Raw genomic sequence first — 23,006 nt, 5'->3', positions numbered from 1 at the left:
TGGTTTAGACCGGACAGTACCAACTCGGTGCGGCCGGTCAACAGCACCGGGCGAACGCGGCGGTGATCCGCCAATGTTCAACCCGGTGACCGGCGTCCACAAGGCGCCGGGCGGCGGAGCAGCAGGACCGGTGGAGGCAACGTGGCCACGCGGGGAACCGCAGACGAGAGTCGACGCGCTGAAGGTGTGCTGCGCGACGGCCCGATGCCCAAGCACGCCCAGTTGCGGGAGATCCTGCGCGCGCTGGCGAGCGAGGAGCTGCTCCCCGGCTCACCCGTTCCCTCCGAGCGCGAACTCGCGGTCCGCTACGGCGTCTCGCGGCTGACCGTGCGGGAAGCCGTCGGCCAGCTGGTCGCCGAAGGACTGCTGGTGCGGGTGCGCGGCAAGGGCACCTTCACCACCCGGCCCCGAGTGGACTCCCAGCTGCACCTCGCATCGTTCACCGAGGACATGCTCCGCCGCGGCATGCACCCGGAGACCGTGCTGCTGGAGGCCGCCGAGGCGGTCCCGCCCGAGGACACCGCCGAGGCGCTCGGTCTCGCCCCCCGCGGGACCGCGTACTGGCTCCACCGGCTGCGCAAGGCCGACGGAGCTCCGATGGCGGTGGAGCGCGGCTGGTACCACGCCGGGCTGCTGCCCGGTCTCCTCCACCAGGACCTGACCGACTCGATGTACACCCTGCTGGACCGCCGCTACGGCGTGCAGCTGGAGACCGGCACCCAGACCGTGCTGGCCGAAGGCGCCGACGCCGACACGGCCCGGCTGCTCGGGGTGCGCCCCGGCAGCCCGGTCCTGGTGTTCCGCCGGATCGCCACCGCGCAGGGCCGCCCGATCGAGGACATGACTTCCTGGTACCGCGGCGATCTGTACCAGGTCACCATGCAGCTGGACCGCGACCCGAGCGGTTCCGGCCAGCACCGCCCGACCATCCGGCCCACCTGATCCTCGAGCCGGATCCCCCGAAGACTCGGTGTCCACGACACAGGAGGTAACGATGAGTGCCAGCGCCCCAGCGGCGAAGGGCAACAAGAAGGGGCTCGCTCAGCTGCAGCGGCTGGGCCGGAGCCTCATGCTGCCGATCGCCGTCCTACCCGCCGCCGCGCTGCTGATGCGCCTCGGCCAGGACGACCTGCTCGGCGCCGAGGGCCTCGGCGGCGCGCTGTCCTGGCTGCTGCCGGTCGCCGACGTGGTCGGCGCCGCGGGTGGTGTGCTGTTCGACAACCTGCCGATCCTGTTCGCGATCGGTGTCGCGATCGGCTTCGCGAAGAAGGCCGACGGGTCCACCGCGCTGTCCGCGGCGGTCGGCTACCTGGTGCTGGCCGGCGTGATGTGGAAGATCACCGGGACCGAGGACGGCACGGTCTACAACAAGGGCCCCTACGGCGTGCTCGGCGGCATCATCGCCGGCATCGTGGCGGCCGTGCTGTGGCAGAAGTACCACCGCATCAAGCTGCCCGCCTACCTGGGCTTCTTCGGCGGCCGCCGGTTCGTGCCGATCGTCACCGCGGTGGCCACGCTGCTCATCGGCGTCGTCCTCGGCCTGCTCTACCCGATCTTCGACGCAGGTCTGACCGCCTTCAGCAACGCCGTCACCCAGAACGCGGTGATCGGCGGCGGCATCTACGGCGTGGTCAACCGGCTCCTGCTGCCGTTCGGCCTGCACCACATCCCGAACAACGTGGTCTGGTTCCTCTTCGGCGACTACCACGGCGAGAAGGGCGACATCTCCCGCTTCTTCGCCGGTGACCCCACCGCGGGCACCTTCATGACCGGTTTCTTCCCGATCTTCATGTTCGCCCTGCCCGCCGCCGCGCTCGCCATCTGGCAGTGCGCCAAGCCGTCGCAGCGCAAGATCGTCGGCGGCGTGATGCTCTCGACCGCGCTGACCGCGTTCCTCACCGGCATCACCGAGCCGCTGGAGTTCTCGTTCATCTTCGTGGCCTGGCCGCTGCTGCTGGTGCACGCGGTGCTCACCGGTAGCGCGCACATGCTGGTCAACTTCCTGGACATCCACTCCGGGTTCGGCTTCTCCGCGGGCGCCATCGACTACGTGCTGAACTTCGGCATCTCGACCAACTCGCTGTGGCTGATCCCGATCGGCCTCGGCTACGCGGTCATCTACTACTTCGTGTTCCGGTTCGTGATCACGAAGTGGAACCTGCGCACGCCTGGCCGTGAGGATGACGACAACGACACGGCCGAGACCAGCACGGATAATGCCGAGGGGAAGGCCAAGTCGGGCCCCGAGAAGAACTGACCCCGGCAACCGTTTTCCCGATTTCCCCCGACGAACGGAGAGCTCAATGTTCGAGCGACGGGTCACCGTGGCCAGCAAGGTCGGCCTGCACGCCCGGCCCGCGGCCCTGGTGGCGAAGGCCGCTGCGGCGCAGCCGGTGAAGATCACGATCCGCAAGGACGACACCAAGCCGGTGGAGGCGGGCAGCATCCTGGGCCTGATGACCCTGGGCGCGGCCTTCGGCGACGAGGTCGTCCTGGAGGCCGCCGGTGAGGGCGCCGAAGCGGCGCTGGACCACATCGCCCAGCTGGTCGCCACCGACCTGGACAACGCCAACTGAGGTTCCACCCCGACGACGACGGCCCCTCCGCTCGATGCGGAGGGGCCGTCGTCGTACGCGACTTCAATGGAAATCGAACATCGAACTTCAATGGAACTTGCGGGCGGTGTCGGCGCGTCGGGCACCCGACACACCGGTGGTGCGTCCGGATCTACGCGATTTCAATGGAAATAGGATGTCTGATTTCCATTGAAATCGCGTCAGAGCGGGAGGCTCAGAGCGGGAGCGGGAGCTCGTTGCCGGTGGCCTCGGCGAGTGCGTCGCGCATCACCCGGCGCGGCGCGCGGCGGCCGGTGAACTGCTCGACCTGGCCGAACGCCTGGTGCAGCAGCATGTCCAGGCCCGTCGCCACCCGACCGCCCGCCGCGGTCACCGCCGCGGCCAGCGGCGTCGGCCACGGGTGGTAGACCACGTCGAGCACGCAAGCGGCCGTCGCCAGCTCCGCCGCGCGCTCTCCGAGCGCCCCCGCCGGCAGCGTCGACACCACGACGTCCGCCGCTGCCGCGGCGTCCGCGAGCGCGACGCGGTCCAGCCGCTCCACGCGCACCTCGAGCCCCACCCGCTCCGCGGTCTCCGCCGCTTCGCGCGCTCGCGCGGGCTCGCGCACCGCGATCGTCGCCCGGCGCAGGCCGAGCTCCGCGAAGGCCGCCAGGGTCGCGGCGGCGGTGCCGCCCGCTCCCAGGACCAGGCCGCTGTGACCGGTGTAGAAGCCGCCGGCCGCGCGCAGCGCTCCGACGACTCCGTCGACGTCGGTGCAGTCCGCGGCCCAGCTGCCGTCGGCCCGGTGCACCAGCGTGTTCGCCGCGCCGACCGCTTCGGCCCGCGCGCTGACCTCGTCGGCGACGCGCAACGCCGCACGCTTGCCCGGCATCGTCACCGACAGCCCGGCCCACTCGGGGCCGAGACCGGCGACGAACTCGACCAGCTGCCGCTCGTCGGCCTCCACCCGCTCGTAGGTCCAGCCGCTCAATCCCAGTGCGGCGTAAGCGGATCCGTGCAGGATCGGGGACAGCGAGTGCTCGATCGGAGAACCGAGCACCGCCGCCCGCCGCTGATCAGAAGGCACCGCGGGCCCGCGCTTCGTCGATGTAGGCCCGGTGCTGCTCGAAGGTGTCGGCGAAGCACGACGTGCCGTCCGGGTAGCACTTCACGAAGTACCGCCAGTTGCCCGGGGCCGGGTTCTCCGCGGCCTCCAGCGCTTCCTTGGTGGCCGTCGAGATCGGCGTCGGCGGCAGCCCGAAGTTCATGTACGTGTTGTACGCCCCCGGCCGCTCGCGGTCCTTCGGATCGGTCAGCAGGCTCGGCTTGTCCAGCGGGTAGTTGATCGTGGAGTCCATGCCGAGCCGCATGATCGGATGGGACAGCCGGTTCTCGATCACCCGCGCGACCTGGCCGAAGTCCTTCGTGATCGCTTCGCTCTGAACGATCGAACCGATGATCAACAGCTCGTACGCGGAGTGCTTGGTGCCCTCCGCCCGCTGCGGCAGGCCCGCGGCCTCCAGCGCCGCCGCGGAACGGGTGACCACGTCGCGCAGCACGTTCTCCGCGGACTCGCCCGGCTTGACGTCGTAGATGCCGGGCATGATCAGGCCTTCCAGCCGCCGCTTCGGCTCGGCCCGCGAGGCGCCCTCGATCGCCCAGTCCGGCACGCCCAGCGACTTCAGGTCGGCGGTCGCGGCGATGTGGTGCATCTCCTCGGAGGTGGCGCACGTGGGGTTCTCACCGGCGCAGGTGGCTTCGGCGAGCTTGGTCAGGATGCCCGGCGTGTGCCCGTTGTTGGGCGCGAGCTGGTCCTCCAGCCGCATGCCGCCGCGGATGTCCACCCGGCCGACCTTCGCCTTCGGCGACAGGATGTGCGCCACGGCCGCCTCGCCGGACATCTTGCCGCGCATCAGGTAGTAGCCCGGCTGGATGCTGTTGATCTGCCGGTTCTCCTCGGCGGCCTTGGTGAACGCCTTGGTGCTGGCCACCACGTCCTGCTGGGACAGGGTGCGGCCGATGGCGCTGACGGTGTCGCCGGCCTTGACCTCGACGACCACGTCACCGGTGCCCTCGCCGTCGTAGTCGTCGTAGGCGCCGATCTGCATGATCTGGCTGGCCCCGTAGAGGACGCCGACACCCACCAGCACCAGCACGAACAGCCCGGCCAGCGCGGTCACCAGGCGGCGGCGCTTGCGGCGGCGGAAGCGCTCCGGGTCGGGGGCGCGTCGCCTCCTGTCGTCGGGCTCGTCGGCGAACAGTCCGAGTTCGTCGGTCACGAAAGGTCCTCTCGCGTCTTCCCCCGACCGTCCAAGAACGCCTGCAAGATCTCCACCGCAGCCGCCTGGTCCACCACGGCGCGCTGTTTCTTCCCCTTGACCCCCCGCTGCGAAAGCATCCGGCTGGCGGTCACGGTGGTCAACCGCTCGTCCGCGAACCGCACCGGCACCGGCGCGATGCGCTCCGCGAGCGCCGTGCCGTAGGACTGCGCGATCTCCGCGGCGGCGCCGTGGCGGCCTGCCAACGTCTTGGGCATGCCCACCACGACTTCCACCACGTCGTGCTCGGTGACGAGCTCGGCCAGCTGCGCCAGATCGCTGCCGCCCGCCTCGTCCCGCTTCAGGGTCACCAGCGGGGTGGCCAGCATCGGGGCGGGGTCGCTGAGCGCGACACCCACCCGGACCGCACCAACGTCGACACCTAGCCGACGCCCCGGTCCGGGTTCCGCCCGCTGGTGCTCGCTCACCCGCCAGCCACCACCTGGTCGACCGCCTTGCGCAGCGCGCCGATCGCGGCGGTGATCCCGGCCGGGTTCGAGCCGCCGCCCTGCGCCATGTCCGGCTTGCCGCCGCCGCGCCCGCCGACCTCGGCGGCGAAGCCCGGCACCAGCTTGCCCGCGGCGATGCCCTGGTCGCGGGCCGCGTCGCTGACGCCGACCACGAAGCTGACCTTGCCCTCCTCGGCGGAGAACAGCGCCACCACCGACGGGCGGGAGCCGAGCCGGCCGCGGATCTCGCCGGCCAGCGCGCGCAGCGCACCGCCGTCCACGCCGTCGGGCACCTGCTCGGCGACCACGGTCACGCCGTGCACGTCGGTGCCCTTCTCGGCGAGTTCACCGGCGGACTGCAGGACCTGCGCGACGCGCAGCTGCTGGATCTCCTTCTCCGCGGCCTTCAGCCGGGAGACCACGCCGTTGATGCGCTCCGGCAGCTCGTCGGCGGGCACCTTGAACTGCTCGGCCAGCTGGCTGACCAGCAGGTGCTCCTTGCTGATGTGGCGCATCGCGTCCATGCCGACCAGCGCTTCGACGCGGTGCACGCCCGAACCCACCGAGGAGTCGCCGACCAGCTTGACCACGCCGAGGCGGCCGATGCGCGGCACGTGGGTGCCACCGCAGAGCTCGCGGGAGTACTCGCCCATGTCCACGACGCGCACCTGGTCGCCGTACTTCTCGCCGAACAGCGCGACCGCGCCGAGCTCCATGGCCCGGTCCATCGTGGTGGTGAAGGTCTGCACCTCGACGTCGCTCTGCAGGTAGTCGTTGACCTCTTCCTCGACTCCGGCGAGCACGCCCGCCGAGACCGCCGACGGAGCGGTGAAGTCGAACCGCATCCGGCCCGGCGAGTTCAGCGAACCGGCCTGCGCCGCGCGCTTGCCGTAGGCGCTGCGCACCGCCGCGTGCACCAGGTGCGTCGCGGAGTGGGAGCGCTCGATCGCGTGGCGACGGGCCTGGTCGACCGCGGCCTCCAGCATGGTGTCCACGCCGAGCTCGCCCTCGACGACCTTGGCGCGGTGCACGAACAGGCCCGGCACCGCGCGCTGCACGTCGTGCACCTCGACGGCCACGCCGGGGCCGACCAGTCGGCCGGTGTCGGCGATCTGGCCACCGCCCTCGGCGTAGAACGGGGTGCGGTCCAGCACCAGCTCGATCTCGCTGCCCGCGGCCGCGGACTTCGCAGGCTGGCCGTCCACCAGCAGACCCAGCACCCGGCTGTGCGACTGCAGGTCGGTGTAGCCGATGAACTCGGTGGTGCCGTGCTGGTCCAGCAGCGTGCGGTAGGTGGACAGGTCGCCGTGGCCGGTCTTGCGCGCCTTGGCGTCCTCCTTGGCCCGGCGGCGCTGCTCGGCCATCAGGTCCCGGAAGCCCTGCTCGTCGACGCTCAGGCCCTGCTCGGAGGCCATCTCCAGGGTCAGGTCGATCGGGAAGCCGTAGGTGTCGTGCAGCTGGAAGGCCTTGTCACCGGAGAGCCGGCCGCCGCCGGCCTTCTTGGTCTCGGCCACCGCCACGTCGAAGATCTTCGACCCGGCGGTCAGGGTGGTCAGGAAGGCCTCTTCCTCGTTGCGCATCACCGAGTCGATGCGGTCGAACTCGGTGACCAGCTCCGGGTAGCTCGGCGCCATCGCGTCGCGCACGACCTTGCTGAACTCGCCGAGCACCGGCTCCTGCACGCCCAGCAGGCGGGTGGAGCGGATGATCCGGCGCAGCAACCGGCGCAGCACGTAGCCGCGGGCCTCGTTGCCGGGCGTCACGCCGTCGCCGACCAGCATCACGCCGGAGCGGGCGTGGTCGGCGATGACGCGGAAGCGCACGTCGTCCTCGTGGTTCGCGCCGTAGCGGCGGCCGGAGAGCTCCTCGGCCTTGGCGATGACCGGGCGGACCAGGTCGGTCTCGTAGACGTTCTCCACGCCCTGCAGCAGGCAGGCCACCCGCTCGACGCCCATGCCGGTGTCGATGTTCTTGCTGGGCAGCGTGCCGATCGGCTCGTGCCCCAGCTTCGGCGAGAGCTCACCCCTGATGTCCTGCATGAACACCAGGTTCCAGATCTCGATGTAGCGGTCCTCGTCGGCGACCGGGCCGCCCTCGCGGCCGTACTTCGGGCCGCGGTCGAAGTAGATCTCCGAGCACGGACCGCCGGGACCGGGCACGCCCATGTCCCAGTAGTTGTCCTTGCCGTCGCGCTCCTGGATCCGGTCGGCCGGGACGCCGACGACGTCCTGCCAGAGCTGCCGCGCCTGGGCGTCCTTCTCGTAGACGGTGACCCACAGCCGCTCCGGGTCGAAGCCGTAGCCGCCGTCGGACTGGGACTTGGTCAGCAGCTCCCAGGCGAACTGCATGGCGCCTTCTTTGAAGTAATCGCCGAAGGAGAAGTTGCCCGCCATCTGGAAGAACGTGTTGTGCCGGGTGGTCTTGCCGACCTCGTCGATGTCGCCGGTGCGCACGCACTTCTGGATGCTGGTGGCACGCGGGTACGGCGCCGGGGCCTCGCCCAGGAAGTAGGGCTTGAACTGCACCATCCCGGCGTTGACGAACAGCAGCGTCGGGTCGTCCAGGATCAGCGAGGCGCTGGGCACCACGGTGTGGCCGCGGCTGCGGAAGTGCTCGGTGAATCGGCTGTTGATCTCGTGGGTCTGCACGGTGGGATCCTCGGGGAGCTCAGGTGTCGGATGGCGCGGTGGCGGCGAGCGGCTGGCGGCGTGGCGCCGACGTCAGCGACCCGCCCGGCGAGCTCGCCGGGCACCGCCCGAGTCCGGAGCCGCGTCGATCCGCCGGAACTGCACCGTGTCGGCGTTGTTCACGACTTCCTGCAGCTCATCCTCGCGCTCCTGCATCCCGGCGCGCACCTCGGCGCCGAACGAGCCGACCGCGCCGGCCAGCTCGCGCATCGCGCCGCCGAGCTGCTCGGCCATGCCCGTCGGAGTCGCCTTGCGCGCGGTCTCGTTGAGCTTGCGCATCACCACGGCACCGGCCGCGACGCCGGCGCCGAACCAGAACAGGCGGCTCACTTGCGCCCCCCTTTGCCCTTGCGGCGGAAGTGCCGGCCAGTGGGCTCCTGCTTGCGCTTGCGGCGTGCGCGCAGCGCCTTGCTGACCCCGTAGGAGAACGCCGCCGTCTTCACCAACGGGCCACCCAGTGTAGCCGTGAACAGCGAGGACAGCGCCGAGACGTTGCCGCTGATCGTCTTGGCGTTGGCGGTGATCCCGTCCACCCGCTCCAGCTGGGTGTTGACGTGAGTGATCGTCGAATTCGCGCCGGTGAACAGCGGGTCGGAGTTCTCGTGCGCCTTGCGGATCGCGATGGTCGCCTCGTCCAAGGTCCGGCCGAGCTTGATCAGCGGGATCGCCAGCAGCACGACCAGCAGCACGAACGCTCCGGCGGCGATCAGCGCGGCGATCTGCGTGGGCGTCACGTGCCCTCCCGTATTTCCACGTCATTTCCGTCAGGCCGGGCCGTTGCGCCCCGGCCTGTTGATCGCCGCTCAGGTTACCGGCACCGCTCCCCCAGCTGCGCACCCGGTCGCGGCCGATCGATCGGGTGGAAAAACGCGAGTTCCGCGCGCATTTCCCGCCCGGATTCAGCCCGCGCGAACTCGGGTCATCATCGGTCGGCGTTGAGCCGGGCGGCCTGGCGCACGAGGTAGTCGCGCTCGGCGACGTTGGAGGCCTTCTGCGCTGCCTCCGCGTACAGCCGGGCCGCGGTCGCCAGGTCGCCGTCGCGCTCGTGGAGGTACGCCGCCACCGCCGCGTGGCGGGGCAGTGCGGCGTCCAGCTCGGCGAGCGCGGCCAGGCCCGCGCGCGGGCCATCGGCCTCGCCGACGGCCACCGCGCGGTTGAGCCGGACGACCGGGCTGCCGGTCAAGCGCACGAGCTCGTCGTACCACTCGACGATCTGCGGCCAGTCCGTCTCCGCCGCGGTGGGCGCATCGGCGTGGAGCGCCGCGATGGCGGCCTGGGCCTGGTACTCGCCCAGCCGGTCGCGGGCGAGCGCGGCCTGCAGGATCTCGACGCCCTCGGCGATCATCCCGGTGTCCCACCGGCTCCGGTCCTGCTCCGCGAGCGGCACCAGACCGCCGTCGGGCGCGGTGCGGGTGGCGCGCCGGGCGTGGTGCAGCAGCATGAGCGCGAGCAGCCCCGCGACCTCGGGGTGGTCGATGGCGGCCACCAGCTGCCGGGTGAGCCGGATGGCCTCGGCGGAGAGGTCGACGTCGCCCGAGTAGCCCTCGTTGAAGACCAGGTAGAGCACGCGCAGCACGGTGGCGACATCGCCTGGCTGGTCGAACCGCACGCCGGAGACGGTGCGCTTGGCCCGGCTGATCCGCTGCGCCATCGTCGACTCCGGCACCAGGTAGGCCTGCGCGATCTGGCGGGTGGTCAGCCCGCCGACGGCGCGCAGCGTGAGCGCGACCGCGGACGACGGCGTCAGCGACGGGTGGGCGCACAGGAAGTACAGCTGCAGCGTGTCGTCCACGTCGGGCGCCGCCACCGGCTCCTCCTCGGCGCGGTCCTCCCGCCTGCGGCGAGCGGCGTCCGCCCTGGTCGCGTCGAGGAACCGGTTCCAGGCGACGGTGATCAACCAGCCCTTCGGGTCCCGCGGCGGGTCCTCCGGCCAGCCGCGGACCGCCTCGACCAGCGCGTCCTGGACGGCGTCCTCGGCCGCCGCGAAGTCGGCTCCGCGGCGGACGAGGACTCCGATCACCTGCGGGGTGAGGCTCCGGATCAGCGCCTCGTCCACCCGCGTCACTCCGCGACGGTGGGCGAGGTGCCCAGGAACGGGCGCAGTTCGAGCCACTCGTGGATCGGCTTCCCGCCCGCCCCGGGCGCCGCGGAGAGCTCGGCCGCCAGTTCGAGCGCGCGCTCGTAGCTGTCGACGTCGATCACCATCCAGCCCGCGATGACGTCCTTGGTCTCGGCGAACGGGCCGTCGGTGACCGGCGGGCGCCCCTCGCCGTCGTAGCGGACGAAGGTGCCCTCCGGGGAGAGCGCCTGGCTGTCGACGTACTCGCCGGTCTCCTCCAGCCGGGCGGCGAAGTCGTTCATGTACTGCACGTGCGCCGAGATCTCCTCGGGCGTCCACTGGTTCATCGGGACGTCGTTGACCGCGGCCGGCGCGCCGCGGTAGTGCTTGAGCAGCAGGTACTTGGCCATGGTGGGCCTCCTCGGTGCGAGTTCGCTTTCACCTCGGGGACGGAGCCGGTCGCCGGTTCTCGACATCCTCGCCGAGAATTCTTCCGGCCGCTCTCATCCCACCGGGGTGATCGGCTCCGCGCCGCGCAGGACGGCGGCGACGTTGCGGGCGGCGAGTTCGGCCATGGCGGTGCGGGTCTCGACGGTGGCCGAGCCCAGGTGCGGGGCGATCGCGACGTTGTCCAGCTCCAGCAGCGCCGGCTCGACCGCGGGCTCGTGCTCGAAGACGTCCAGCGCGGCACCGGCGATCCGGCCCTCGTGCAGCGCCTCCGCGAGCGCCTTCTCGTCGACCACGGGGCCGCGGCTGGTGTTGACCAGGAAGGCGGTCGGCTTCATCGCCGACAGCGCCGCCGCGTCGATGAGGTGGCGGGTCTGCTCGGTGAGCGGGCAGTGCAGGGACACCACGTCGGCGGTGCGCAGCAGCTCCTCCAGCGGCAGGTGGCGCGCGTCGAGCTCGGTCTCCACTTCGACGGGGGCCCGGCGGCGCCCGGTGTAGGCGATGTTCATCCCGAAGGCGCGGGCGCGGCGGGCGACGGCCTGCCCGATGTCGCCGAGCCCGACGATCCCGAGCGTCTTGCCCTGCAGGCCGGTGCCGAGCATGAAGCCGAGGTGGAAGGTCCAGGGCTCGCGGGCGCGCAGCAGCCGTTCGCCCTCCCCGAGGCGGCGGGTGACCATCAGCAGCAGGCCGAACGCGAGGTCGGCGGTCGCGTCGACGAGCACGCCCGGGGTGTTGGTCACGGTGACGCCGCGCTCGGTCACGGCGGGCACGTCGATGTTGTCGTAGCCGACGGCGACGTTGGCCACCACCTGCAGCTGAGGCCCGGCAGCGGCCACCAGCTCGGCGTCGACCCGGTCGTGCAGCATCGTCACGATCGCGTGCGCGCCCCGCACGGCGTCGTGCAGCTCGGGTACCGAGAGCGGCCCGTCCTGCGAGCACACGTGCACCGCTCCGGCCTCCCGCAGCACCTCCACCGCCGACTCCGGCACCGTCCGGGTGACCACGATCCGCTTGTCCACCAACGACCTCCTCGCGACGAATCCGATCGGAACCTACCCGCCCGGGCACCGCCGATCGACCATCGCGACGGTCGCAAACCGCAGCCGCGATGCCTCCGGCAACAGCGGCACGAGCCGTCGCATGCGCCGCAGGCGCATAGCCCACCCTCGCAACCGGCACCGCCGCGGGTTCTCAGGGGCTTTCTCGCGAGGACAGCCCGTTCGCCGTGTATCGGATACACATAAGAACGGGATCCCGCAGTCGAGAAAGCCTCTGAGGTTCCGCCACCCGCACCGCCACGCAGAACGCGTATGGAATCCAGTCTTCAGCCCTTGCCGCGGATGATGTCGCGCAGCTTGGGAACCCGCTCGCCCAGCGCGCGCTCCGCTCCTCGGCCCGTGGGCTCGTAGTAGTCGCGTCCGACCAGCTCGTCCGGTGGGTACTGCTGGCTCAGCACGCCCTCCGGGCGGTTGTGCGGGTACTGGTAGCCCTGGGCGTTGCCGAGCTTCTTCGCGCCCGCGTAGTGCCCGTCGCGCAGGTGCGGCGGGACCGGGCCGCCCTTGCCCGCGCGCACGTCGCTGGAGGCCGCGTCGATGGCCGTGATCACCGCGTTCGACTTCGGCGCGGTGGCCAGGTGGATGGTGGCCTGGGCCAGCGCCAGCCGGCCTTCGGGCATGCCGATGAACTGCACCGCGTGCGCCGCCGCGACCGCGGCCTGCAGCGCGGTCGGGTCGGCCATCCCGATGTCCTCGCTGGCGTGCACCACCAGCCGCCGCGCGATGAACCGCGGGTCCTCGCCGGCCTCGACCATCCGGGCCAGGTAGTGCAGCGCCGCGTCCACATCGGAGCCGCGGATGGACTTGATGAACGCGCTGGCGATGTCGTAGTGCTGGTCGCCGCCCTTGTCGTAGAGCACGGCGGCGCGGTTCACGGTGGCCTCGACGGTGGCCAGGTCGATGGCCTCCGCACCGGTCGAGCTCGCCGACTCCGCCGCGGCCTCCAGCGCGGTCAGCGCCCGCCGCGCGTCGCCGCCGGCCAGTGCCACCAGGTGGTCTTCGGCTTCCCCGGTCAGCCGCAGCGCCCCGCCCAGTCCGCGCTCCTCGACGACCGCGCGGCGCACCAGCGTGCGGATGTCGTCGTCTTCGAGGCTGCGCAGCTGCAGCACCAGCGACCGCGACAGCAGCGGGGCCACCACCGAGGAGTAGGGGTTCTCCGTGGTGGCCGCCACCAGCAGCACGGTGCGGTCCTCGACCGCGCCGAGCAGCGCGTCCTGCTGCGTCTTGGAGAAGCGGTGCACCTCGTCGATGAACAGCACGGTCGACTCGCCGGAGCGGCCGAGGCGGCGCCGGGCCTCCTCGATGACCGCGCGAACCTCCTTCACCCCGGACGACAGCGCGGACAGCGCCGCGAACCGGCGTCCGGTGGCCAGCGAGACGAGGTTGGCCAAGGTCGTCTTGCCGGTACCGGGCGGGCCGTAGAGCAGCACCGACGCCGGAGCGCCGCCCTCCACCAGCCTGCGCAGCGGTGCGCCGGCGCCCAGCAGGTGCTGCTGGCCGACGACCTCGTCGAGCGAGCGGGGCCGCATCCGCGCCGCCAACGGCGCGTTCTCGGCCAACCGCTCACCGGCGCGTTGCTCGGTGTCGGCGCCGAACAGTCCCTCGTCGAACAGGCCCTCGCTCACACCCCGACGCTACCGCTCGCCCCCGACGCCCCCGCCCGCCTGGTCGTGGGTGCGCGGCACCCGCCGCGCACCCACGAGACGATTGATTCCGTTTGGGCCGCAGCGACCCTTGAGGTTCCGCTACCCGGGCCGCCGCGCAAAACGCGTACGGAATCAATCGTCCAGGGTCAGCCGACGCTGGCGGGCAGAGCCACCTCGACGGTGCCGTCGCTGCGCCGACGCTGCGCGGCCCAGTGCTCGACGGCCTGGTGGCAGGCCCGGTCGAGGTGCCGGACCATCGTCAGGTCCAGGTGGACGTGCTTGCCCGCGGGCAGCTTCTCCAGGTGGTCCAGCAGCCGCGGCAGCCGCAGGAAGGTCGCGTTGCCGCCCAGTTCGACGCGCACCTGCTCGGCGCCGTCCTCGGCCTTGACCGAGAGCCGGGACACCTCGATCGCGGTCTTGACGATCGCGACGGCCAGCCCGGCGAGCGTGCCGATCAGCAGGTCGGTGGCCACGATCATGCCCGCGGTGAGGATCAGCACGAAGGCCTCTGAGCGGTTCTCCCGGACCAGCACGGCGACCTGCCGCAGTTCGAGCAGCTTCCACCCGGCCTGGATCAGCAGCGCGGCCAGCACCGCCGTCGGGATGAACGACAGCACGCCCGGCAGCAGCACGACGAACAGCAGGAGCCAGCCGCCGTGCAGCACGCGGGACAGCTTCGTCTTGGCGCCCGCCTGCACGTTGGCGGAGCTGCGCACGATCACCGCGGTCATCGGCAGCGCGCCGAACACGCCGCAGACGGTGTTGCCCACGCCCTGGGCGACGAGCTCCTTGTTGTACTGGGTCTTCGGCCCGTCGTGCATGCGGTCCACGGCGGCGGCGCTGAACAGGCTCTCCGCCGAGGCGATCAGCGCGAAGGTCACGATCGAGCCGAGCACCGCCGGGTCGAGCAGCGAGCCCCAGGCCGAGAACGCGGGCGGGTTCAGCGCCGCCAGCAGCGACCCGACCTCCACCTTGTGCACCGGCAGCGCCAGCAGCACCGCCAGCGCGCTGGTGATCACCACCGCCGCGAGAGCGCCCGGAACCAGCCGCACCTTCTGCGGGGCCTTCTTCCAGAAAGTCATGATCAGCAGCGCGAGCGCAGCCAGCGCCAGGCCGCTGATGCCCGCCGGCGTGGTCACCATCGCCACGAGCAGGTCGGGGATACCGCTGAACTTGGCCAGCGTGGTCTCCGGCTGGGCGAGGCCGCCGACCGGGTAGATCTGGCCGAGGATCAGCACCAGGCCGATGCCGGCCAGCATGCCCTGCACCACCGAGGGCGAGATCGCCCGGAACCAGGTGCCAAGCCTGCTGATGCCCAGCAGGATCTGCAGCACGCCGGCGCCGAGCACGATGACGCCCAGCGCGGCGAGCCCGTGCTGGTCCACCGCCGAGGCCACCAGCACGGTGAGGCCTGCGGCCGGGCCGCTGACCTGCATCGTGCTGCCGGGCAGCAGCCCGACCAGCAGACCGCCGACGATGCCGGTGACGATGCCCAGCTCGGCGGGCACGCCGGAGGCGACGGCCACGCCGACGCACAGCGGCACCGCCACCAGGAACACCACGAGCGAGGCGCCCAGATCGGCGCCGAAGGTCGCCTTCGGCCAACGAGGCACGCCGGACTTCCGGCGCTGAGCGGGTATTTCGAGTCGAGTCACAGTGCCCCTCCAGGGCGAGTTGAAACGTTTTCCGGGATGCCGACATCGCGCCGCGTGCTTCGTGGCGCGCGGCGCGGTCGGGGTGCGTGGGTTACAGCGGGAGGAAGTCCGGCTCTTCCGTGCTCTTCGGGCACGTGTAGACCAGGCCGGTGTCGATCTCGTAGAACCAGCCGTGCAGCCGCAGTTCACCGGCGTCGATGCGGTCCCGGATGAACGGGTACTCGCGCAACGTGCGCAGCTGCTCCAGGATGTGCCGCTTGCTCTCCGAGCGGACGCTGGGGTCCTCGGGGTCGACGCCGGTCAGCGAACCGGTGCCCAGCCAGGTGCACAGCGCGGGGAGCTCCTCCAACCCGCGCCCGGCCACGGTCAGCGCGGTGACCGCGCCGCAGTGCGAGTGGCCGCAGACGATGATCTCCGGCACGCGCAGCACCAGCACCGCGTATTCGATGGTGGCCATTTCGCTGGACGCCGAGTCCGGCGCGTATTTCGGCACCACATTGCCGGCGGTCCGCAGTTCGAACAGGGTGCCCGGTTCCGCACCGGTGATCTGCGAGGGGATCACCCGCGAATCGGAGCAGCCGATGAACAGCGCGGACGGTTTCTGCCCGGCGGCCAGCTGCTGCCTGCGGGCAGCGGAAAGCGTGTCCGGGTGACGTCGGGCGTGTCGCACGAAATGTTCGAAGCTCATTGAGGGTCTCCGTGTCGTCAGCATGGAAATGTCGGCGAGCGGGACCGATCAGTGCCGGACCACCTGGAGCACGGCAGGTGAATGTTTAAGCTTCATGAATTCGTGGTAAGGATCGCTCCCAGGATTTGGGAGGATTCGCGCGCGCGGCCGGATTTCGACACCATGGGCGGGTTGCAGCACACGGGGCAGCGGTTCCCGCCGGGCTTCCGCCCGGGCCCCGCAGCGACGGTTCAGCGCGACGCCAGGCAGCCGCTCGCGCAGCTTCTCGCTGTCCCGGTTCTCCTTGGTCTCGTTGGTTTCCGCAGGCCCCCAGCGCGGCGGTGAGCAGCCCTCGCCGGTCGCCTGGGTCGGGCCCAGCACGGCGAGCGCGATCGACAACAGCAGGAACAGCCCCGCTCTCGTCACCCGCCAAACCTTGCTGTGCACCGAATCCTCCGAAATTGGGCAGCTCATCCCCCACCGGCGACATCGACGGTAGAGGGGGGAAGTAGCGAAACGCTGAACTAACGGTATCCGACGACTGCCACCTGAGCGCAAGTCGCAATCTTGCGCCGCCGCGCGCCGAAACCAATGAAGATATGTTAATCAATCGGTTGCGACCTGCGAATTCACCCGACTGCCGGGTGGACACTCCACCTATCACTGCGGTGCGTCAGCACTGTTCGCTACGGAAAGTATCGGAGATGTGACCAGTATTACCGGATCGAGTGTACGGCCGCGAGCCGCCGGAATATTCCGGGACGAAACGTGCCGGAAACGCTGCTGTTCAGCGAACCCGGTAGTGGTAGCGGTGCGCGGTCCGGAAACCCAGCGCCGCATAAAGCCGCCGCGCACCGGGGTTGTCCACTTCGACCTGCAGAAAGAGCCGCGAACCCGACTCGGCCGCCCATCGCGCGCCCGCCCGCAGGAGCGCGGTGGCCACGCCGCGCCGCCGCCAGTCCGGATGCGTGGCCATCCCGTAGACGCCGCACCAGCCCGCCGCCCCGGCGAACATCCCGACACCGACCGGCGTCCCGCCGCGCTCCGCGATCGCGAACCGCGCGGGCTGCGGCACCCGGTCCAGGCTCGGCTCCGGCGCACCGCCCACCGCTTCGACCGCGGCCAGCCAGGACGGGCTCGGACGCGGTTCGAGCCGCACGTCGAACTCCCCCGCAGCGCAGGCGACGGACACCTGCCCGGCGTCGGCGAACATGACCTCGGTGGGCGAGACCAGCCGATAGCCCCGGTCGGCGAGCGCTGCGTCCAGCTGGGCGTGCCGGTCCAGCGGGCTCACCTGGATGATCACCGCCGCGCCACGAGCCGCGTAGAACTCCTCCACCCGCTCGACGCCGCCCCGGCTCCAGCCCTGCTCCGGCGGGAGCGCCGAGTTCGAGCGCTTGCGCCGGAGCAGTTCGCAGTGCCGCAGGAGCCAGCCGTCCGCCCGCTGCACCGTCGAAGCCGGCCAGGTGGCCGCAGCCGCCCGCTCGATCGCCGCGCTGAACGGAACCATCCCCCACCACCGATGCATATCATCCAGACTTCTGGATATACATCCAATCAGGTGGTGAACCAGCCTCGCAACGCCTTTCTCGCTCCGGCGGAGCTCACTCCGTGCGGAACGCCGGGTAGGGCTGCAGGTGCAGCGCGCCGGCGCCGAAGCGGTCGACCAGCGCGTCGACCACCTGGTCGGCGAACTCCGCGACGTCGTCCAGCCCGGCCGACACCGCATCGGCCCGCAGGTGCCGCCAGCGGTCCACCAGCGCCGTGCTGCGGCGCGGCGAGGGCATGTGCATGTCGATGGGCCGGTCGGTCTCGCCGGTGCGCGGCAGGAACCACCACGTCGACACCCAGACCCACAGCAGCTGCGCGTCGAACAGCCGCGGCAGCAGCACGTCATCGTCGTCCAGCTCCGGCCAGACCTCGGCGATCTCCGAGCGCCAGGTGGACAACATGCTCTCGGCGAGGTTGTCCGGCAGCGCGTACGAGCACCAGGACGACGGGAACGGGTACTGCAGGTACGCCGCGTCCATCGCGACGTCGCGCACGCAGCCCCACTCGAAGTCCAGGAACCGCACACCGCTGCCGGTCACCAGGCTGTTGTCCGGGCAGATGTCCGACGGGCTGAAGGCCCGGTACCGGCTCGACCGGAGCAGCTCGGTCGCGGCGTTGAGCCGCTCGACCATCCCCGGCGAGGTGTCCACGCCGAGGACCTGGGTGAGCAGCTCGGGCAGCTCGGAGGCCGAGCGCACGATGTCGTCGGCCACCGGGTCGGTCCACGACTTGGCGCCCAGCCGCCGCATCAGCGCGTCGAAGTCGGCCTCGCAGCCCGCAGTGGTGCTGTGCAGCCGACCGAGCGCGCGCGCCCAACCCAGCAGCGCGCGTTCGGCGACGCGGGAGTCGTCGGCGAACAGGACGTCGGCCAGGGTGGAACCGCGTCCGAGGTCCTCCAGCACCAGCAGGCGCTCGCCCGCGTCGTGCGCGATCAGCTCGGGGCCGACCCGCGCCTCGGGCGGCAGCGCCGTGGTGAGCTGGCAGCTCGCCGCTTCGTGTGCGAACGGATCCGACCGGGCTTCCACCGGACACTCGCCGTAGTGCTTGACCACGACGGTCCTGGGCAGCTCGAAGGGCGACTCGGCGATCCGCACCCGCATGACTACCGAGCGGTCGCTACCGCCGAGATCCTCGGCATCAGCAAGCCGGACCGGTGCTCCGGTCCGCTTGCTCAGCACAGCTTCCGCGGTCCCGACGGTGTCTGTCGCCTCGGTGCTGACCGGGACGCGAACCTCCGGGGGGCCGGTGGTGATCTCCACGCTCATCGTCTCCAGACACTACCCCCACAACATGAACCCGAGCTGCCATAACCGGTCAAGTGACGCACAACCGGTCAGCAGTCGTAATCGCAGCGTGTTCGACGGTGGACAGCCGTCCGCCACTCCCGCGGCGGCCGATCGGCCCCGTGCGCACTGCCCCTCGACCAAGACGGAACGGCGAGCCGTCCAGGTTGCACGGCGATCCCACCTACAGCATTTCCCTCGTGGGTATGCCCTCACCCGGGCGCGCCCGCTTGGCCCTGAGCAGGAGCACCACCGTCGCGGACACCACGATGCCCACCAGGTTCACCGCGAGCTGCGCGATCGAACTGGCGCACTGCACCCAGTCGCCCAGCGTCGCGGCGACCACCGCGTACCCAGCGGCGGGCACCGTCGTGACCGAGATGAACACGCCGACCAGCACGGCCGACTTCGCCGAGGTCAGCGAGAGCATCCCGGCCGCCCCGGCGAGCAACGACACGATCAGCGACGACCAGCCGACCTGGTAGACGAACGACACCTCGCTGTCCGCGGGCAGCGAGGTGCTGCTGATCAGCCCGCTCCACTCGCCGCCGAGCGCGGCGGCCGCGGTGACCAGCATGGCCACCGGGAAGCCGACGGCCAGCGCCAGCGCGGCTCGCCGGACCAGCAGCCAGCGCCGCGCCACCAGCCCGACCGCGATGGCGGCCAGCGGCCCGAACTCGGGCCCGACCACCATCGCGCCGACGATCGTCACCGGCGAGTCGGTGACCACCCCGACCGCCGCGAGCACGCAGGCCAAGCACAGGAAGGCCAGGAAGGTGCCGGTGAGCCGGGACTCCTCGCCCGTGCGGGCGATCAGCTCGTCCCACACCACCGCGTCGTCGGCGTCACCGGGCGCGGCGGCCTCGGCCCGTTCCGCGCGCGCCGACATCGTGGTGCCCGCATCGGTGATGGTCACCGCGCCGACCTCGGTCAGCTCCGAGGCCCGGATCGCGGCCAGCACGTCGTCGGCGGCCTCCCGCGCCAGGTCGACCTCGATCAGATCGCCCGCCGGCTCCAGCGCACCGCCGCGCACCAGCACGACGTGCGCCGCACCCGGGTGCTGCTGGAGCCCGGCCAGCACCCCTTCGGTGTGCTCGGCCGGGCAGATCACCCGCAGGTGCAGCACGCCGCGCCGCCGGTCAGCCCTGCTTCTCCACGATGCCGGGCGGGAACACCGAGATGCTCTCGTCGCCGACCTTGGCGGCCGGCTTGGCGTCGATGCCCGCTTCCTTGCGCTGCTCGATGGTGATCGGGGACGGCGCCGAGGTCAGCGGGTCGAACCCGCCGCCGCTCTTCGGGAACGCGATGACGTCGCGCAGCGAGTTCGCACCGGCAAGCAGCATGCAGATCCGGTCCCAGCCGAAGGCGATGCCGCCGTGCGGCGGCGGGCCGAACTTGAACGCGTCCAGCAGGAAGCCGAACTTGTCCTGCGCCTGCTCCTGGGAGATGCCCAGCAGCTCGAACACCCGCTCCTGGACGTCGGAGCGGTGGATACGGATCGAGCCGCCGCCGATCTCGTTGCCGTTGCAGACGATGTCGTAGGCCCAGGCCAGCGCGTTGGCCGGGTCCTGCTCGAAGTTGTCCACCCAGTCGGCGTTCGGCGAGGTGAACGGGTGGTGCACGGCGGTCCAGCGACCGCTGCCGACCGCCACGTCGTCGCTCTCGTCCACCGGCTCGAACATCGGCGCGTCGACGATCCACACGAACGACCAGGCGTCGTGGTCGATCAGGCCGCAGCGCTCACCGATCTCCAGCCGGGCCGCGCCGAGCAGGCCGCGGGCCGCCGAGCGCGGACCGGCGGCGAAGAACACGCAGTCGCCCGGGTTGGCGCCGACGGTCTTGGCCAGGCCTTCGCGCTCGCTCTCGGAGAGGTTCTTGGCCACCGGGCCGGAAAGCGTGCCGTCCTCGCCGACGAGCACGTAGGCCAGGCCCTTGTGCCCGCGCTGCTTGGCCCACTCCTGCCAGGCGTCGAGCTGCCGCCGCGGCTGGCTCGCGCCGCCCGGCATCACCACGGCACCGACGTAAGGAGCCTTGAACACCCGGAACGGGGTGTCCTTGAAGTACTCGGTCATCTCGGTGAGCTCGAGGCCGAAGCGCAGGTCCGGCTTGTCCGAGCCGTACTTGGCCATCGCGTCGGCGTAGGTCATCCGCGGGAACGGGCGCGGGATCTCGTAGCCGGCCACCTTGCCCCACAGCGCGGCCACGATCGCCTCGCCCAGCTCGATGACGTCGTCCTGCTCGACGAAGCTCATCTCGATGTCGAGCTGGGTGAACTCCGGCTGCCGGTCGGCGCGGAAGTCCTCGTCCCGGTAGCAGCGCGCGATCTGGTAGTACCGCTCCAGCCCGCCGACCATCAGCAGCTGCTTGAACAGCTGCGGCGACTGCGGCAGCGCGTACCAGTTGCCGGGCTGCAGCCGGGCCGGGATCAGGAAGTCCCGCGCGCCCTCCGGCGTCGAGCGGGTCATGGTCGGCGTCTCGACCTCGACGAAGTCGCGGTCGTGCAGGACCTCGCGCGCGATGCGGTTGATCTCGCTGCGCATCCGCATGGCCCTGGCCGGCTCGGCGCGGCGCAGGTCGAGGTAGCGGTGCTTGAGCCGCACCTCCTCGCCGACCTCCAGGTGCTCGTCCAGCGGGAACGGCAGCGGCGCGGACTCGGAGAGCACCACCAGCTCGGTGGCGGTCACCTCGATCTCACCGGTCGGGATCTCCGGGTTCTCGTTGCCCTCCGGGCGGCGGGTCACCTCACCGGTGACCTGGACGCAGAACTCGGAGCGCAGCCGGTGGGCCAGCTCGGCCATCTCGCCCTCGCGGAAGACGACCTGGGCGACGCCCGAAGCGTCGCGCAGATCGATGAAGATGACCCCGCCGTGATCGCGACGGCGCGCCACCCACCCGGCGAGGGTGACGGTCTGCCCGGCATGACCGGCGCGCAGCGATCCGGTCTCGTGCGTGCGCATCACGGGTACTGAGCTCCTTCTTCCGCTGTTGCAGCGTTTCGACGGCATTGCTTTCGGTGTCGCCGGCACTGCCGGGACCGCAGCGCATGCGGGCTCAGCAGGCAGGACGCAGGCCTTCAAGGCTAGCCAACGAGCCCCAGTGCACGCCCGGCAGGTGCCGCGCGTCGATCCACCGCGGCGCAGCGTCACCGGTCCCGGCCGCCGATCGCTCCCCGTCACCGCGGACCGAAGCGCGGTTCGTCGCGTTCGCCCGTTCGCCGCAGCGGCACCAAATGGTCGATACCAATTTCGGGCCGGGTGCGTCACAATTCACTTGATTCGAAGCACGATCGACGATCGGGCAACGGCATTGTTCGGCGACCGCGAAGCACGGAGGACTTGAATACCAGCTTAAGCCAGCCCTGTTCCGACTTTAGTTGGAGATGCCAACCGGAACTCGGTCGTTGCGGATCACAGATCCACTGATTAGCGTAAGTTCGGATTCGGCGGACACGAGGAGTAACGATGATCGGCCCGAAAACGGAGGCCCGCCCGACCGCGCAACCGACCGTCCGGACCGCGCAACCCGGGACGAACGCGCTGTCGGCCGAACTCGCCGAACTGCTGCGCACCGGGCCGTTCGAAGTCGCCCTGCGCACCGCGATCCGAGCCAGCCGACTGAGCCTGGAGCGCATCCAGCACCGGCTGCGCGCCCGCGGCACACCGGTCAGCATCACCGCGCTGAGCTACTGGCAGTCCGGTCGGCGCCGCCCGGAGCGCCCGGACTCCCTGCTCGCCCTCCAGCAGCTGGAACAGGTCCTGGGCGTGCCGGAGAACGCGCTGTCCGCGCTGCTCGGCCCGCCGCGGCCGCGCGGCCGCACCCGCCAGGCGCCGGCCGAGGCGCCGCCGCTGAGCGCGCTGTGGTCGGAGAACGAGTCGGCCGCCGAGCTGCTCACCAAGATCGACACAAGCCACGACAGCAAGCTCGCCCGGCTCAGCCACCACGACGTGGTGCACGTCGACCAGCGCGGTGAGCTGCGCAAGATCCGCACCCGCAAGCTGGTCCGGGCCGAGACCAACAGCGTGGACCGCTGGGTGATCATGTTCGACGGCGCTTCCTCCGGGGAGACCCCGCCGATCATCCGGCCCATCCGGTCCTGCCGGCTCGGCCAGGTGCTCACCGATCACGCCCGTGACCTGGTGGTCGCCGAGCTGTTGTTCGACCGCGCGCTCGCCCGCGGCGAGACGCTGCTGCTGGAGTACGAGATCATCGACCCGCCGACCGGCCCGAACGAGGTCGAGCACAGCTTCTGCCGGCTCTTCCGGCTGCCGGTGCGGCAGTACGTGGCCGAGCTGCAGTTCGACCCGGCGCACCCGCCGACCCGCTGCGAGAGCTACGTCGGCGACTCCACCACGCAGGAGGTGGAGCCCCCGAAGCCGCTGACCGTGGACCGGTTCGGCCGCACCCACGCGGTGGCGCTGGACTTCGGGATGGGCGTCTTCGGCGTCCGGTGGCAGCCCGAGGACCAGCTGGGATGCAGTTCGTCCTCCCGCACCACCACCCGATAGGTGCACCCGGCAAAACAGGCACATACGCAGCGTAACTAAATATCCAGCCGCTTCCGAACATCGGTTGGACCCGGTGCAAGATCGCCGATTTTTTAACCAGCAGGAAACAGCCGATCAAGTTCCGAAACC

21 protein-coding genes are annotated in these 23,006 nt (G+C 71.0%); 4 read left to right on the top strand and 17 right to left on the bottom strand.

Annotated elements, in window-relative coordinates; genetic code table 11:
* Positions 1–204 precede the first annotated feature (204 nt).
* From ATL45_RS24415 to ATL45_RS24405, 3 genes are read left to right on the top strand one after another with little or no spacing between them, the layout of a single operon-like run.
* Positions 205–942 carry a GntR family transcriptional regulator gene (locus tag ATL45_RS24415; RefSeq protein WP_093154352.1) on the top strand — a complete coding sequence of 246 codons (738 nt, stop codon included), beginning with the start codon at positions 205–207 and terminating at the stop codon, positions 940–942.
* 52 nt (positions 943–994) lie between these two features.
* Entirely contained in the window at positions 995–2,257 is a 1,263-nt protein-coding gene (locus ATL45_RS24410) for a PTS transporter subunit EIIC (protein WP_093154055.1), read from the top strand.
* 46 nt (positions 2,258–2,303) lie between these two features.
* Positions 2,304–2,576, top strand: coding sequence for an HPr family phosphocarrier protein (locus tag ATL45_RS24405; protein ID WP_093154052.1), 273 nt, complete (start codon positions 2,304–2,306; stop codon positions 2,574–2,576).
* Positions 2,577–2,790: 214 nt separating this feature from the next.
* Here the strand turns inward: ATL45_RS24405 and ATL45_RS24400 are convergent, their stop codons facing one another.
* The 17 genes from ATL45_RS24400 to aspS form a co-directional block, all read right to left on the bottom strand.
* Positions 2,791–3,642, bottom strand: coding sequence for a shikimate dehydrogenase (locus ATL45_RS24400; RefSeq protein WP_093154049.1), 852 nt, complete (start codon positions 3,640–3,642; stop codon positions 2,791–2,793).
* On the bottom strand, positions 3,632–4,834 hold the full coding sequence (mltG, locus tag ATL45_RS24395; RefSeq protein ID WP_170210337.1) for an endolytic transglycosylase MltG: 1,203 nt from the start codon (positions 4,832–4,834) through the stop codon (positions 3,632–3,634). Before mltG ends, ATL45_RS24400 begins: the two co-directional genes overlap by 11 nt.
* Positions 4,831–5,301 carry a Holliday junction resolvase RuvX gene (gene ruvX, locus ATL45_RS24390; RefSeq protein WP_093154047.1) on the bottom strand — a complete coding sequence of 157 codons (471 nt, stop codon included), beginning with the start codon at positions 5,299–5,301 and terminating at the stop codon, positions 4,831–4,833. The genes mltG and ruvX overlap by 4 nt, the downstream gene beginning before the upstream one ends.
* A complete protein-coding gene (alaS, locus tag ATL45_RS24385) occupies positions 5,298–7,970 on the bottom strand; it encodes an alanine--tRNA ligase (protein ID WP_093154043.1) in 2,673 nt (890 codons plus the stop codon). The genes ruvX and alaS overlap by 4 nt, the downstream gene beginning before the upstream one ends.
* A 72-nt stretch (positions 7,971–8,042) precedes the next feature.
* Complete coding sequence (locus ATL45_RS24380; RefSeq protein ID WP_170210336.1) at positions 8,043–8,339, bottom strand: hypothetical protein; 297 nt, start codon at positions 8,337–8,339, stop codon at positions 8,043–8,045.
* On the bottom strand, positions 8,336–8,743 hold the full coding sequence (locus ATL45_RS24375; RefSeq protein ID WP_093154040.1) for a DUF948 domain-containing protein: 408 nt from the start codon (positions 8,741–8,743) through the stop codon (positions 8,336–8,338). Before ATL45_RS24375 ends, ATL45_RS24380 begins: the two co-directional genes overlap by 4 nt.
* A 188-nt stretch (positions 8,744–8,931) precedes the next feature.
* On the bottom strand, positions 8,932–10,065 hold the full coding sequence (locus tag ATL45_RS24370; RefSeq protein ID WP_093154037.1) for an RNA polymerase sigma factor: 1,134 nt from the start codon (positions 10,063–10,065) through the stop codon (positions 8,932–8,934).
* A gap of 5 nt (positions 10,066–10,070) precedes the next feature.
* Positions 10,071–10,478 carry a YciI family protein gene (locus tag ATL45_RS24365; protein ID WP_093154035.1) on the bottom strand — a complete coding sequence of 136 codons (408 nt, stop codon included), beginning with the start codon at positions 10,476–10,478 and terminating at the stop codon, positions 10,071–10,073.
* A 93-nt stretch (positions 10,479–10,571) separates the two neighbouring features.
* Positions 10,572–11,534, bottom strand: a complete 963-nt coding sequence (locus tag ATL45_RS24360) for a 2-hydroxyacid dehydrogenase (protein ID WP_093154032.1) — start codon at positions 11,532–11,534, stop codon at positions 10,572–10,574.
* 305 nt (positions 11,535–11,839) lie between these two features.
* On the bottom strand, positions 11,840–13,195 hold the full coding sequence (locus tag ATL45_RS24355; protein ID WP_093154030.1) for a replication-associated recombination protein A: 1,356 nt from the start codon (positions 13,193–13,195) through the stop codon (positions 11,840–11,842).
* Between the two features lie 167 nt (positions 13,196–13,362).
* Positions 13,363–14,829 carry a SulP family inorganic anion transporter gene (locus tag ATL45_RS24350; RefSeq protein WP_246025516.1) on the bottom strand — a complete coding sequence of 489 codons (1,467 nt, stop codon included), beginning with the start codon at positions 14,827–14,829 and terminating at the stop codon, positions 13,363–13,365.
* Positions 14,830–14,962: 133 nt separating this feature from the next.
* On the bottom strand, positions 14,963–15,559 hold the full coding sequence (locus ATL45_RS24345) for a carbonic anhydrase (RefSeq protein ID WP_093154025.1): 597 nt from the start codon (positions 15,557–15,559) through the stop codon (positions 14,963–14,965).
* 48 nt (positions 15,560–15,607) lie between these two features.
* On the bottom strand, positions 15,608–15,985 hold the full coding sequence (locus tag ATL45_RS38500) for a hypothetical protein (RefSeq protein ID WP_143121673.1): 378 nt from the start codon (positions 15,983–15,985) through the stop codon (positions 15,608–15,610).
* A gap of 340 nt (positions 15,986–16,325) precedes the next feature.
* Positions 16,326–17,048, bottom strand: coding sequence for a GNAT family N-acetyltransferase (locus ATL45_RS24335; protein WP_093154020.1), 723 nt, complete (start codon positions 17,046–17,048; stop codon positions 16,326–16,328).
* 94 nt (positions 17,049–17,142) lie between these two features.
* The gene (locus ATL45_RS24330; protein WP_374703878.1) at positions 17,143–18,348 is read right to left on the bottom strand and encodes a hypothetical protein; all 1,206 of its coding nucleotides are present in this window, start codon (positions 18,346–18,348) and stop codon (positions 17,143–17,145) included.
* Positions 18,349–18,556: 208 nt separating this feature from the next.
* The gene (locus ATL45_RS24325; RefSeq protein WP_093154015.1) at positions 18,557–19,498 is read right to left on the bottom strand and encodes a DUF389 domain-containing protein; all 942 of its coding nucleotides are present in this window, start codon (positions 19,496–19,498) and stop codon (positions 18,557–18,559) included.
* A 13-nt stretch (positions 19,499–19,511) separates the two neighbouring features.
* The gene (gene aspS, locus ATL45_RS24320; RefSeq protein WP_093154011.1) at positions 19,512–21,332 is read right to left on the bottom strand and encodes an aspartate--tRNA ligase; all 1,821 of its coding nucleotides are present in this window, start codon (positions 21,330–21,332) and stop codon (positions 19,512–19,514) included.
* Positions 21,333–21,833: 501 nt separating this feature from the next.
* On the opposite strand from aspS, the gene ATL45_RS24315 reads away from it, so the two are divergent.
* A complete protein-coding gene (locus ATL45_RS24315) occupies positions 21,834–22,877 on the top strand; it encodes a hypothetical protein (RefSeq protein WP_093154008.1) in 1,044 nt (347 codons plus the stop codon).
* The last annotated feature ends 129 nt before the right edge of the window (positions 22,878–23,006 follow it).

It is taken from the genome of Saccharopolyspora antimicrobica, from assembly GCF_003635025.1.
GTDB classification, from domain to species: domain Bacteria; phylum Actinomycetota; class Actinomycetes; order Mycobacteriales; family Pseudonocardiaceae; genus Saccharopolyspora; species Saccharopolyspora antimicrobica.
This window is presented reverse-complemented; position numbering and strand designations above follow the sequence as displayed.